Genomic DNA, 12591 nt, shown 5'->3' with positions numbered 1-12591 from the left:
AGCCTTAGCGCATGGTGATCAGTGTTTGCAACACCTGATCCTGCGTTTTAATAGTCTGTGCGTTCGCCTGGTAAGTACGCTGCGCAATAATCATATTGACCAGCTCTTGACCCATGTCTACGTTGGACTCTTCCACCGACTGACCGCGAACCACAGCCATACCGTTCTCACCAGGTCTGCCCAAAATAGGCTGACCGGATGTTGCTGTTTCAGACCAAACGTTACCGCCCAGAGGTTGCAAGCCTTGCATGTTGTAGAAATCAGCCAAGACCAATGTACCCATAGTTTGAGTTTGGCCGTTGGTGTAGTTAGCAACAATGCTACCGTCTGCCGCAATAGACATACTGGCGTATTCACCCATTTTGTAGCCGTCTTGATCTGGCGTTGCGGCAAATGGGCCACCCAACTGTGTGGAGCCAGCGTAAGACAAGTTGATGTCTAGGTTTTCAGCTGGAGAGTTACCACCATCCACAGTTAAACTCAGCGTCACAGCGCCTGTAGGCGACACCAACTCGCCAGCCTTATTGAAGGTCAACGTATTGGTAGTAGGGATGATATCTGGATCAGCACTGTTAGGGTCAGGTGTACCCAGTACCTTACCGTTCATGAAGTACTGTACATCCCACACCGATTCACCGTTCACCGCGTCACGCTTGATGAAATACTGTGTCACCTGATGCGCGTTACCCAAAGAGTCATACACGTTATAAGGAAAAGAGCTGGTGTAGGTGTCTGGATTGGCTGGATCTACTGTGGTACCCGCTGGCACAACCTTCGCATTGGAGTCCAAGTTGGCACGCAAGCTCATGTTGCTAGTTGCTTTAGGCGCAATATTGCCAGTAGGCACACGAATAGGCTGCGGATCAGTAGAACCAGGCAAGTAACCTGTTAGACGGTGACCTTGTGAGTTGGTCAGAAACAAGTTTTTATCTGGCGAAAACTGACCATTACGCGAATACACTACGGCACCGCTTTGATCCACCAACCTAAATAACCCTTTCTCGCCATCAATAGCCATATCAAACTGGTTACCCGTAATGGATACGGTACCAATGGTGAAACGCTGGTTCACCCCTGCCACGCTCACACCCAACCCCACACGGGAGCTCGCGTAAACGTCGGCAAACTGAATATTGGAAGACTTGTAGCCCACCGTAGACGAGTTCGCAATGTTATTACCAATCACGTCCAAATTCTGTGACGCTGCATTTAACCCGCTTAAACCTTGTCCAAAACCCATGATTTTTCTCGCTTAAATTCGTTTGAGTTCCTCACCACTTACGGTGAAGCCTTACATAATCTTGCGTATATCCAACAGCGAATACGTACCAGCCAAACCCAGATCCAACAGCAAACCTTTGGTGCTATAGGACACGCTGCCCACTTTGCCCGAAGTCAGCATTTCAGCTTTTACGGCTTTACCGTCAGCATCCAATGCCTCTACCTTGGTGTTGTACGCACCATCGGGAACAGGATTACCAGCGTCGTCTAGGCCATCCCACTCTAGGCTGTGTATACCCAGCTTCATGTCTTCCAGCTCTAACTGACGCACTACACGACCAGCTTGGTCGGTAATAGACACAACCACTTTCTGTGCAGGAGCAGTGATATCCACGCCAAAACCAGTGGTGGACTTGATGTTGTTATCGTCGGGGTTGGTACCCACTTTGATCTTGCTGCCCGGCACCAGTACTTCTTTACCAATGAGCGACGCTGCTTGCATAGACTGAGACACGTCCAACTGCCCAGACACCGCCAACAAGGTGTTATTCAAATCTTGAATGCCTTGCACCGTGGACATTTGCGCAATCTGGCTAGTCACCTGAGCGTTGTCCATGGGATTCATCGGGTCTTGATTTTGCATCTGCGTAATCAGCAATGTCAGAAACCTGTCCTGCGTTTCAGCCATCAAACTGTTATTTTGCTGACGCGCATAGTTCATGGCGTTATTAGCTGAATCTGTGCCATTAACAGTAGTCATTTGCTTTCCTTTTACTGACCTAGACTCAGCGTACGCATCATCAAGTTTTTAGCGGTGTTTACCACTTCCACGTTGGCTTGATACGAGCGCGAGGCCGAAATCATATTGACGGTTTCAGCCACCACATCCACGTTGGGCATGGCCACATAACCTTGATCGTTAGCGAGAGGATGGTGCGGGTCATACTGCATGCGAGCAGGTGCATTGCTTTCCACCACCGACGCTACTTTCACACCACCCACAGCTGTTTGTGGACTTAATGGCGACACTTGAAACACCACTTGGCGTGCTTTATATGGCAAGCCATCTGGCCCAGCCACACTGTCTGCGTTGGCAATATTGCTGGCGCTGACGTTCATGCGCTGCGACTGAGCATTTAATGCTGAGCCGGCAATCTGAAAAATACTGAAATTACTCATGAGTCACCTTATTGCTGCAACGCAGCCATCAGCCCTTTGATACGCTGTGACAGAATGGTCAACGAACTTTGGTAGTGCATGCTGTTATCTGCAAAGGCCATACGCTCTACATCCATATCTACCGTATTGCCATCCAAGCTAGGTTGCAGCGGCTGTCTGTACAGCAAGTCGTTCTGCAATGCCATCGAGCCTGCGCCGGCGATGTGGCGAGAGGAAGTCATATCCAACTTAACGGCAGGCAAGTTCATGCTGTTGCCCATGGCCTGCTGCAAGGCCTGACTAAAGTCTATATCCCGCGCTTTGTAGTGCGGCGTGTCGGCATTAGCAATATTGGCCGCCAATACTTCTTGACGCTGTTGGCGCAAACTTAATGCCGTTTTGTAAAAACTGAAATCTTCACCGATACGGTCGATCATGTTGTATACCTTTGTCTTGCGTTCCCTGAAGGAAACCCGCAGGCAGCAGCCATTTGCCACCGAATGCCATAATGGTAGCCGCGCGCCCTCCTCTACAAAGTAGGAAATAAGACAGTATTTCTTTGCTAGTTCAGTTCTTGCTCGCGAATTGCACTGACTACAATGCTGTCATGCGACATGTTTCTACTTTAGTTTTCATGGCCCTGCTGGGCAGCCAACCCCTTTACGCTTCCCCCCTGCAATCAGCAGAGGAAATCGTAGAGGGCGTAAGTAATTACCTCATGGAACAAGCGGAATCATTAGCGGGCACAACCACTATCACCGTGACACCACCACGCTTGCAACAACAACCCGCATGCGAAAGCTTGAACTACGCGGTGCCAGGCAATGCGGCATTGCGCTCACGTATGCGCGTAATTGTTAGTTGTTTAGCCCCAGAAACGTGGACGGTACCGGTACAAGCGGCGCTTAGCATCCAAGGCTTTTATTACGTCAGCAACAAAACCATCAACAAAGGCGAATTGATTTCGCTTGATGACCTAATCACTAGAGAAGGCGATTTGCTACGCCTTCCTCCTAATGTGGTCACCGACCCCAGTTTGATTGTGGGCTACATGGCTGGCCAACGTGTCAACACGGGCAGCACCATCAAATCTACATTGCTGCAAAACCCACAGTCGGTGCAACGCGGCCAAAATGTACGCACTATTGCCAGGGGAAACGGGTTTGTGATCAGCAATGAAGGCCAGGCGCTACAAACAGCAGCACCTGGCAGCCAAGTACAAGTACGTGTTGCTTCCGGGCAGGTGATTACTGGCACAGTACTTGATTCTTCTACGGTTCAAGTGCCGCTTTAACGTAAAATGATCCTATTCTTTATTACAGCGCTACACAGCACCATTAAAGAAACAGCAGTAACTGCCGTTACTGTTGGAACCCAGCTTCTGACCTTTTACGTTCACAGCCATGAAAATTAATATCAACTCCAGCAAACAGCCCGTTACTGACCGGCTTAGTGTTGGTCAAAATAAACGTGCCATGACGGATGCCTATCAGGCAAGCAACACGACCTCCTCCAGTCAGGTTGATCTGAGCACCACTGCTAGACAACTGCAAAACCTGCAATCGTCCGAACACGACCTGAATATTGAAAAAATCCAGTCCATCAAGGACGCCATTGCTTCTGGCAAATTGGAAATTGATACCAGCCGCATTGCGGACTCATTAATTGCCAGCGCCAGAGAGCTTCTGAAATAGCGCGAGTTACATCATCATGAGCACACAGTCTCTACAGTCCTGTCTGAACCAAGCCATTACCGTTTTGGAATCCTTTAACCAGACATTGTCACAAGAAAACGACCTGTTGCTCACGACGCATGATGATTCCGACTTGCTCGCTTTCACACAGAAAAAAAACCTGTTCTTGGCAGAACTAGAAACACAACATGAAGCATGTGGTCGCGCGTTAAGCGCATTGGGATTAGAAAACTCACACGAAGGGTTAGTCGCCGCAGCCGAAAGCGATGCAGAACTAGCCACTATCGTGCAGCGTTTCTTTGAGTTAGCTGAAACTGCTCAACATCAAAACAATCAGAACGGCATTATCATCCAGACCTATCTGGAGCATAACCAACAAGCCCTACAAGCCATCACCAGCATGATGCAGCGTTCGGAACAGGTTTATACCGCCCAAGGTAAAACCCGTTCACACAAACTACAACACTCTGCTATTAAGGCCTAACCACTTAGGCCTCTTGCAGCGCCTCTTTCAAGGCAAAGCAGCGCAATATTGCCTCAATCAGCTTAGGCGCAGTCAATGCACTGCGCTGCTGCAGCAATGTCTGCAACTGACTATACAAGCCTTGTTGTTGCGATGAGTGTTGCACGTCACTGCCTGCTAACGCTAACAATGCCGATGCACGCAACTGCTGTGCTACCGACAATTCCTGCGCAACATCTTCTTGCACAGCACGCCATGCAGGCGCTAACAAACGCCCTACTAGACGCTGCTCATGCTGCAGCACCGCCCACATCGCCACATCAGCGTCTGATAAGCCTGTTGTGAACTCGCCCGCGTGCAGCAAGACTACGGAGTCCCGTAATACAGCACCGCTATAGCGATCGGTCAGACGTACCGCAATAAGATCCAAGGGTAATTCAGCGACACCTCGCTGACGGATGGAGACACGCTCTTTAGCTACCCACAACGTTAAGCTAGGAATAGTCTGCCCAACCAATTGCTGTAACTGCAATTTACGCGATAAATCGGATACTGCATGGAACTGCATTTGCTTAATTCTGGCGGCTGCACTGGTAGTCCCATTTTCATGCCAGAAACGACTGCCAAGCGGTACGCTTGCCATAAATGCTGTGCCTTCGGCGGCTAACGCCTGCCATACAGCCGGTGTAAAGCCTTCCAGCATATGCATAATCGGGGTAGCGTTACGACGCTGTTCTACCCATTGCACTGCTTGCAATAACTGATCCGCCCACTGCGGCTCTTGCAGCACATGCTCACCCACTGTATTTAACCACCCCATAGGGCCAGCCAACTGCTGCAACGGTGCAGCTAGCGCTTCGCCGCGCTCTGTGCACAGATTCGTCAGCAATACTTTACTTTTATCTTGGTCATTGCCCAGTGCGATATTGACCGACTGATAACTGCTTAGCATCATCGTCGCCGTGGACTCGCTCAGTTCATGCAAAGCGGAACGCATCAGGTCCTCTGCTTGCTCAACCAAGTAGACATTATCTTGTGGGCCCACAGATAAGTCGCGCCAACCATCAAAGGCGGCTGACAATGCTAACGAATGCTCAATAGTCGATGCGTGCTTACGCAAGCCTTCTATATCTAGCTTACGCATGCCCGCACCACTCATCACCAATGCGGTCAGTTTCTGTTTACGTGCTTGCTCATCTGCATCGCTAACCGACTCTTTTTGCTCTGCTACCGACAACAAGGCAGCCAAGTCACCCGCCGTGGGTGCGTACAACGCTTTGCTGTTGTAAGACGTACGAGTGAATGCCACATCCACCAACTGCTTGGCAGTCATGAAGCGTAGATTTTCTGGGACTTTCTGACCATCTGACACATAGTGCACAGGCAACTGATAACGTATAGCCGTATCCAACGCAGGCCCTAAACGACTAGCCTCATCCACCTTAGTAATAATACAGCCAGACAATGGTGTACCACCGTCAGTTTTGTACACTCTCGCCACTTCATCTAGGGTGTCACCATGACTGGAGGCATTCAACGCCAACAGACGCTGTATACGTCGCCCCGCACTAGACAACAAGGCTGCCTGGTCGGCCACAAAACGATCACGCTGGCTGATACCCACATTATCAATCAAGATAATCTGGTCAGAACGAATACTCAGCAGCAACTGACGTAAGCCTGCAGAGTCTTGCACCACGTGTACAGGAACACGCAGGATATCAGCATAAATTTTCAGCTGTTCGTGAGCACCAATACGGTACGTATCAGTAGTGATAAGCACCAACTTATCTGGACCAAAACGTTTAACACAGCGGGCTGCCAACTTTGCAATAGTGGTGGTTTTTCCTACACCAGTAGGCCCCACTAACGCCAGTGCTAAACCGGGCTGCCATAATCTGTCTTCACTAGCCAGCACGGGCAAGTGAGTATCCAGCTCGTGTCTGGCCCACTCAAAAGCCGCTCTGTCATTAAGGTGAGCAGGCATACGCTTCAACATGGCACGCAGCAAAGCCGTACTAAAGCCATAACCCAGTAAGGTTTGAAATAACGACAAAGTTTCTGGCGCTCGTTGCAGTTGATTGCTCCACAACAGCTCATCAATACGATTTTCCAGTGCACCACGCATCGCACCAATAGCAGTCATCAACTCTGCGGGCTGCTGCTGATTGATACCTGAATACGGTGCAGCAGTCGGTGCTGGCATACTGTCAGCCATGCTCGTCGCTGCGCCCTGAGCCTGCTCCGGCACAGGCATGATCGCAGGTGTAGGCTCGGCACTTGCCGTGGCATCTGTTGCCAGAATTTCCACGCCGCCGTTGACACGTCTATTGGACACGATCAAAGCATCTGGCCCTAACGCCAAACGCACCTGACGCATTGCTTCCCTACTGGTACTACCAAAAAAACGACTTACACTCATGCCTGATTACCTATCACTGCAGTCACTTTCATGACTCGTTCATCTGGAATTTCTTGGTTAGACAACACACCCAACTGCGGTAAGTGGTGACGCAAGAAGCGAGACAACGATGGGCGCAGCAAAGCTGGCACCACCAAGACAGCCGCATCTCCACGCTGCTCTTGCTGCATCGTGGCGCGCTGCGCTTCTGCCAATAATGTTTCAGCCAAACCTGGCTCCAACGCCCCGCTGCTGGTCAACGCCTGCGTTAAGACACGTTCAAGGCGCGCATCCAAACCAATGACATGCAGTTCGCCTTCGCCTGGGAACCACTGCTGCGTAATAGCTCTACCCAATGCCGTACGCACCATTGCCAGCAACTCTGCAGCCTCATCCAAGTTTGCACCCAACTGATTCTGGGCCTGCAAACGGGCGATGTTTTCGGACACCACTTCGATAATGGTGCGCATATCGCGGATTGAGACTTCCTCACTCAGCAACCCACGCAGCACTTTATGGAACAACCCCAAGCTGACCGTTTTGGGAACAAAATCCTCCACCAGTCTTGGCAACTCTTTGCCCACGCGATCCAGCAACTGCTGCACTTCTTGTCTACCCAACAACTGCGCGCCATGGCGATGCAACAAGTGATTCAAATGCGTTGCCACGACGGTGCTAGCATCTACCACGGTATAACCAGCGATTTGCGCCTGCTCGCGCAGCGACACATCAATCCATACCGCCGGTAAGCCAAACGCTGGGTCAGTAGTAGGAGTACCCGACAACGGCATGGTGACACCGCCCGGATCTATAGCCAGCCACTGGCCCGGCATGGCCACGCCACGCCCTACTTCTACGCCATACAACAGCACCCGATAGTCGTTAGGCTTCAATTCTAAGTTGTCACGGATATGCACCACTGGCGGCAAAAAGCCCACATCTTGTGCGAATTTTTTACGCAAACTGCGAATACGATGCAAAAGCTCGCCATTCTGCGCGTGATCCACCAACGAAATTAGCCTATAGCCCACCTCCAAACCTAGTGGGTCTACCATCGCCACATCATCCCAACTAGCCTCTGAAGCGGCGGCATCAGCAGCCCTTTCTGCCTCACTAGGCCCTACTATTTGCGCCTGCTCTACTTGTTGTTGACGCTTGTACAGCGACCAACCAACAGCTCCCACGATGGCAGCAAAAGTTAGGAACGCCAAATGAGGCATACCAGGAATTAAGCCCATCAACCCCAAAATACCGGCAGTCAAAAACATCACGTGAGGGTTACTGAACAGTTGGCTTACCATCTGTTGGCCCACGTCTTCGTCGGTAGCGACTCGAGACACCACCACACCCGCTGCGGTGGAAATCACCAACGCAGGAATCTGAGCAACCAGACCATCACCAATGGTCAACAAGGTGTACACGTGACCCGCTTCACCAAAAGACAAATCATGCTGCATCACCCCTACGATCAGACCACCAATAATATTGATAACCATGATCAGCAGACCAGCTACCGCATCACCACGCACAAACTTACTAGCCCCGTCCATCGCACCATAGAACTCAGCCTCTTGCGACACTTCTTTACGACGACGACGCGCTTCTTCTTCACCGATTAACCCTGCGTTTAAGTCAGCATCAATCGCCATCTGTTTACCGGGCATCGCATCCAACGTAAAGCGGGCACCCACCTCAGCAATACGCCCCGCACCTTTGGTAATCACAATAAAGTTAATGATCACCAAAATAATGAAAACGATTAAACCAACGGCGAAGTTACCTCCCACCAGAAAGTGGCCAAAGGCTTCGATCACCTGACCGGCAGCATCTGGCCCTTTATGGCCATTTAGCAATACCACTCGGGTAGAGGCTACGTTCAATGCCAAACGCAATAAAGTCGCAAACAGCAATACAGATGGGAATGCTGCAAAGTCCAAAGGCTTTTTGGTGAACATCGCCACCAATAAAATCATCACAGCCAACGCGATGTTGAAGGTGAACAGCAAGTCCAGCAAGAATGGCGGCAATGGTAATACCATCATCGCTAACACCAGCAGGATCAGTACCGGGCCTGCCAGCATCTTGGCGTGAGCCGAACCATTGGTTTTCAGTAAGGTTATAAAGCTATTCATTCAGCAGAAACATTGGCTGAAGTCGTCAAAGGATCAAAACCTTTGGGGACTTCCAAATTAACAGGCTGTTGCGGTTCTAGTCCTACACCTTGGTTCCAGTGACGTAACTGGAAAACCCAAGCCAGAACTTCGGCAACAACGGCATACAACTCAACAGGGATTTCGTGATTCAATTCCACGTGGCCATGTAAGGCTCGTGCCAACGGAGGCGCTTCCAATCTAGGAATACGGTGCTCCGCTGCCAACTCACGTATACGCTGTGCAATTAACCCCGTCCCCTTGGCCACTACACGTGGCGCGCCTTTTTCGCCTTCAGCGTAGCGCAACGCCACGGCATAATGCGTAGGGTTGGTGATGACCACATCAGCGGTAGGTACTTCGGACATCATGCGTCGCTGTGCCATAGCACGCTGCTGCGAACGTATACGTCCTTTAACGTGAGGATCACCTTCGCTTTCTTTGTGTTCTTCTTTTAGATCCTGCTTGGACATGCGCATTTTTTTGAAGAAACTGAACAATTGCCACGGCGCATCGATCAATACAATCACGATTAAACTAGAAATAATCAGCGCACAACTTAAGGCCACCAACCCTAAGCCTTTCACCAATGCCTCGGTAGGATTCACATGCATCAGACCAGTCATTTGATCCCTGAAATGCCAGATCACCATTACCGCGACGGTACCTATTAAGCCTGCCTTAGCCAGCGCCTTAACCAACTCGATCAAGGTTTGCGCAGAGAACATCCGCTTGATTCCCTTCAGCGGGTTCATTTTTTCAAACTTGGGCTCTAAGGATTTCCATGAAAACAAGAAACCACCCAATAACGCAGACCCAGCAATAGCGGTAACTATTAGCGCCAAAAACAAAGGCAGTAACCCTAGCAGCGCCTCAAATGCTTGCGTCGCTGCATTCGCCGTCATCACAGTAGCTTCTCTGGATACACGCACATCAAACCACATGCTGCTGCGCATAACGCCAGACAAGGCCTTGTACAGCAAACCGCCAGACAACCACAGTGTGGCTGCCCCTACGGCCAAAATTAAAAATGTGCTGAGCTCACGCGAACGCGCAACTTGCCCCTCCTCGCGCGCCTTTTCTAGGCGCCGGGGTGAGGCCGGTTCGGTTTTTTCTAGATCGCTGTCCTCAGCCATGCTATGCGTTGCCAACAAAATTACGGATACATATCACTCCAGACCGTTATCGTGCTGGCACACGTATCCAAGCATAAAAATTGTAGAGGCAAGCCGCAGCAAGCTAAGGACTAAGCAAGGGCGATAAACCGGCTTTATTCATAAAGCCGGATATAAAACAGAGAAGCTATACGACGCTTAGAAGCCCAAACTGGATAGCAAATCATCCACTTGATCTTGGTCTGTTACCACATCGGTAGCGGCCGTGTCGATGACAGGACCGTTTAACAAACCGGCAGTTTCTTCGCGTTTTTCAGGAGGCACACTATCAATCAGCACTTGCACCAATTCGGTTTCTATCGTGCCTATGACTTTCAACATGCCCTGAATCACTTGACCGGTTAAGTCTTGGAAGTCTTGCGCCATGATGATTTCCATCAGGTTTTCCTGAGTGGATTTACTGTGTCTGCCCACTAGATCTAAGAAATCTCGTGTGTCATCCACCAGCTCACGGGCAACGGGCAACTCAGCAGGGGCATCAAACCAGTGCTGCCAACGCTGACCCAGATTTTGAGAACCTGCAGACAGTTGCTCTTGCAACGGACCTGTTTCTTCCGCTGCGGTGAGCACTTTATTGGCGGCCTGTTCAGTCATGCGCCCTACATAACGTAGCCTATCCCTTGCATCGGGGATGGCATGCGCAGCGTCCTTAACCGCCTGGTCCAGCCCTAACTCATGCATACTCTCTCGCACTAGCCTCATCAGCTGTGCGATACGCTGCACTACATCAAGAGACATCTGCCCCAATGGTTCGACAGTAGTTGTCCTGCTATGATCTTCATCCATCCCAACTCTCCTGCTTTAGCCCATTTTTTCGAAAATCTTATTGAGCTTCTCCTCAAGCGTAGCGGCGGTAAAAGGCTTAACAACATAGCCACTGGCGCCTGCCTGAGCTGCTGCGATGATATTTTCTTTTTTGGCTTCTGCCGTCACCATCAACACTGGCATGGTAGACAAGTTAGCATCTGCTCGTATTTGTTTGAGCATTTCCAAGCCATCCAGATTGGGCATATTCCAGTCTGATACGACAAAATCAAAGTTGCCATTGCGCAGTTTTTCTAGGCCCATAGCGCCATCTTCTGCTTCATCCACGTTCTCGTAGCCTAAATCTTTAAGCAGATTACGGATAATGCGACGCATCGTAGGAAAGTCGTCTACTACAAGAATTTTTATATTTTTATTAGCCATCAAAAGCTCTCCATCATAAATAAAGCACTGGCGAGGGCCTTTCGCCAAATCAAACCCTATGTCCGTAAGATCCTGCACTCGCCAGCAACTTTGCGCTGATTTCACCTAAAGGCACGGCCTCGTCCGCCGCACCAATCATCAGTGCTTCGCGGGGCATACCAAATACCACACTGGTGGCCTCATCTTGGGCAAACGTTACAGCTCCTGCTTGCTTCATAGCCAACAATCCTTGTGCACCATCTTTGCCCATGCCAGTAAGCAATACACCCACAGCATTTTTGCCGGCCACTTCGGCAGCAGAGCGGAACAGCACATCCACAGCAGGACGATGTCGGTTCACAGGCTCACTGTCTTCCAACTCAATCACATAATTCGCACCGGAGCGCGCCAGTTTCATGTGGGCAATACCACCTGGTGCCAAATACACATGACCAGGCAACACACGCTGGCCATGCTCAGCCTCATGCACCTGCACCGCGCACAAACTATCCAATCGCTGCACAAACGAGCGAGTAAACCCTGCTGGCATATGCTGCGTAATCAAGATCGCAGGGCTATTTGCTGGCATAGGCTCTAGCACCTGACGTATGGCTTCAGTCCCGCCAGTGGAAGCACCGATCAAGATCAGTTTTTCTGTCGTGGAGAAGTGGTGAGTCAGTCGCGAACGTGGCTCACTGCTTGCTGCCACCGTACTTTGACGGGGTTTGGACATGGCCGCCGCACGAATTTTGTCTGCAATCAGATCGGAGTATTCCAACAAGCCGTCACGCAAACCCAACTTAGGTTTAGTTATGAAGTCCACAGCGCCTAGCTCTAAGGCACGGATAGTGACATCTGAGTTACGCTCGGTTAGCGAGGACACCATCACCACCGGCATCGGGCGCAACCGCATCAAGCGCTCTAGGAAGTCCAGCCCATCCATACGCGGCATTTCCACGTCTAAGGTCAATACATCCGGATTGTGCTGTTTGATTAACTCCCTAGCCACTAAAGGGTCTGGCGCCGTTGCCACAACCTCCATATCAGGATGGCTATTGATGATTTCCATCATCAAACTACGTACTAACGCCGAGTCATCAACACAAATCACTCGAATTTTTTTCATGTTACGTTCAATCAGTTAAAGGGAGAACCGCCTGCG

At 50.4% G+C, this 12591-nt stretch carries 13 protein-coding genes; 3 read left to right on the top strand and 10 right to left on the bottom strand.

Annotated elements, in window-relative coordinates:
• Positions 1-4: 4 nt before the first annotated feature.
• The 4 genes from flgE to flgB are packed head-to-tail and all read right to left on the bottom strand — an operon-like array spanning position 5 to position 2816.
• On the bottom strand, positions 5-1240 hold the full coding sequence (flgE, locus tag AC3QL0_RS05410) for a flagellar hook protein FlgE (RefSeq protein WP_493010419.1): 1236 nt from the start codon (positions 1238-1240) through the stop codon (positions 5-7).
• Positions 1241-1291: 51 nt separating this feature from the next.
• Positions 1292-1981, bottom strand: a complete 690-nt coding sequence (locus AC3QL0_RS05405; RefSeq protein WP_493010418.1) for a flagellar hook capping FlgD N-terminal domain-containing protein — start codon at positions 1979-1981, stop codon at positions 1292-1294.
• 11 nt (positions 1982-1992) lie between these two features.
• Positions 1993-2400: a flagellar basal body rod protein FlgC gene (gene flgC / locus AC3QL0_RS05400; protein ID WP_430219336.1), complete on the bottom strand. Its 408-nt coding sequence runs from the start codon at positions 2398-2400 to the stop codon at positions 1993-1995.
• Positions 2401-2408: 8 nt separating this feature from the next.
• Positions 2409-2816 carry a flagellar basal body rod protein FlgB gene (gene flgB / locus AC3QL0_RS05395; protein WP_493010417.1) on the bottom strand — a complete coding sequence of 136 codons (408 nt, stop codon included), beginning with the start codon at positions 2814-2816 and terminating at the stop codon, positions 2409-2411.
• A gap of 197 nt (positions 2817-3013) precedes the next feature.
• On the opposite strand from flgB, the gene flgA reads away from it, so the two are divergent.
• The 3 genes from flgA to AC3QL0_RS05380 all read left to right on the top strand — a co-directional run bounded on the left by flgA (position 3014) and on the right by AC3QL0_RS05380 (position 4557).
• The gene (gene flgA / locus AC3QL0_RS05390; RefSeq protein ID WP_493010416.1) at positions 3014-3673 is read left to right on the top strand and encodes a flagellar basal body P-ring formation chaperone FlgA; all 660 of its coding nucleotides are present in this window, start codon (positions 3014-3016) and stop codon (positions 3671-3673) included.
• Between the two features lie 109 nt (positions 3674-3782).
• Positions 3783-4073 (top strand): flagellar biosynthesis anti-sigma factor FlgM, encoded by a 291-nt coding sequence (gene flgM / locus AC3QL0_RS05385; RefSeq protein ID WP_493010415.1) that lies wholly within the window; start codon positions 3783-3785, stop codon positions 4071-4073.
• A 16-nt stretch (positions 4074-4089) separates the two neighbouring features.
• Positions 4090-4557, top strand: a complete 468-nt coding sequence (locus AC3QL0_RS05380; RefSeq protein ID WP_493010414.1) for a flagella synthesis protein FlgN — start codon at positions 4090-4092, stop codon at positions 4555-4557.
• A 4-nt stretch (positions 4558-4561) separates the two neighbouring features.
• Here AC3QL0_RS05380 and flhF read toward each other — a convergent pair whose 3' ends face one another.
• From flhF to AC3QL0_RS05350, 6 genes are all read right to left on the bottom strand, one after another.
• Positions 4562-6958 (bottom strand): flagellar biosynthesis GTPase FlhF, encoded by a 2397-nt coding sequence (gene flhF / locus AC3QL0_RS05375; RefSeq protein WP_493010413.1) that lies wholly within the window; start codon positions 6956-6958, stop codon positions 4562-4564.
• A complete protein-coding gene (flhA, locus tag AC3QL0_RS05370) occupies positions 6955-9069 on the bottom strand; it encodes a flagellar biosynthesis protein FlhA (protein WP_493010412.1) in 2115 nt (704 codons plus the stop codon). The genes flhF and flhA overlap by 4 nt, the downstream gene beginning before the upstream one ends.
• Positions 9066-10223: a flagellar biosynthesis protein FlhB gene (flhB, locus tag AC3QL0_RS05365; RefSeq protein ID WP_493010411.1), complete on the bottom strand. Its 1158-nt coding sequence runs from the start codon at positions 10221-10223 to the stop codon at positions 9066-9068. The genes flhA and flhB overlap by 4 nt, the downstream gene beginning before the upstream one ends.
• Positions 10224-10400: 177 nt before the next feature.
• Positions 10401-11048 carry a protein phosphatase CheZ gene (gene cheZ / locus AC3QL0_RS05360; protein ID WP_493010410.1) on the bottom strand — a complete coding sequence of 216 codons (648 nt, stop codon included), beginning with the start codon at positions 11046-11048 and terminating at the stop codon, positions 10401-10403.
• 15 nt (positions 11049-11063) lie between these two features.
• Positions 11064-11450 carry a chemotaxis response regulator CheY gene (gene cheY / locus AC3QL0_RS05355; RefSeq protein WP_135862099.1) on the bottom strand — a complete coding sequence of 129 codons (387 nt, stop codon included), beginning with the start codon at positions 11448-11450 and terminating at the stop codon, positions 11064-11066.
• A 49-nt stretch (positions 11451-11499) separates the two neighbouring features.
• Positions 11500-12555, bottom strand: a complete 1056-nt coding sequence (locus tag AC3QL0_RS05350; protein WP_493010409.1) for a protein-glutamate methylesterase/protein-glutamine glutaminase — start codon at positions 12553-12555, stop codon at positions 11500-11502.
• Between the last annotated feature and the right edge of the window lie 36 nt (positions 12556-12591).

The sequence above is a fragment of the Paenalcaligenes sp. GW821-LYS-B07-1 genome (genome assembly GCF_058803365.1).
This window is presented reverse-complemented; position numbering and strand designations above follow the sequence as displayed.

Bases quoted from the DNA above. Each gene is read 5' to 3' on its own strand.
- flgE (WP_493010419.1), bottom strand. From the start codon at position 1,240: ATGGGTTTTGGACAAGGTTTAAGCGGGTTAAATGCAGCGTCACAGAAT.
- AC3QL0_RS05405 (WP_493010418.1), bottom strand. From the start codon at position 1,981: ATGACTACTGTTAATGGCACAGATTCAGCTAATAACGCCATGAACTAT.
- flgC (WP_430219336.1), bottom strand. From the start codon at position 2,400: ATGAGTAATTTCAGTATTTTTCAGATTGCCGGCTCAGCATTAAATGCT.
- flgB (WP_493010417.1), bottom strand. From the start codon at position 2,816: ATGATCGACCGTATCGGTGAAGATTTCAGTTTTTACAAAACGGCATTA.
- flgA (WP_493010416.1), top strand. From the start codon at position 3,014: ATGGCCCTGCTGGGCAGCCAACCCCTTTACGCTTCCCCCCTGCAATCA.
- flgM (WP_493010415.1), top strand. From the start codon at position 3,783: ATGAAAATTAATATCAACTCCAGCAAACAGCCCGTTACTGACCGGCTT.
- AC3QL0_RS05380 (WP_493010414.1), top strand. From the start codon at position 4,090: ATGAGCACACAGTCTCTACAGTCCTGTCTGAACCAAGCCATTACCGTT.
- flhF (WP_493010413.1), bottom strand. From the start codon at position 6,958: ATGAGTGTAAGTCGTTTTTTTGGTAGTACCAGTAGGGAAGCAATGCGT.
- flhA (WP_493010412.1), bottom strand. From the start codon at position 9,069: ATGAATAGCTTTATAACCTTACTGAAAACCAATGGTTCGGCTCACGCC.
- flhB (WP_493010411.1), bottom strand. From the start codon at position 10,223: ATGGCTGAGGACAGCGATCTAGAAAAAACCGAACCGGCCTCACCCCGG.
- cheZ (WP_493010410.1), bottom strand. From the start codon at position 11,048: ATGGATGAAGATCATAGCAGGACAACTACTGTCGAACCATTGGGGCAG.
- cheY (WP_135862099.1), bottom strand. From the start codon at position 11,450: ATGGCTAATAAAAATATAAAAATTCTTGTAGTAGACGACTTTCCTACG.
- AC3QL0_RS05350 (WP_493010409.1), bottom strand. From the start codon at position 12,555: ATGAAAAAAATTCGAGTGATTTGTGTTGATGACTCGGCGTTAGTACGT.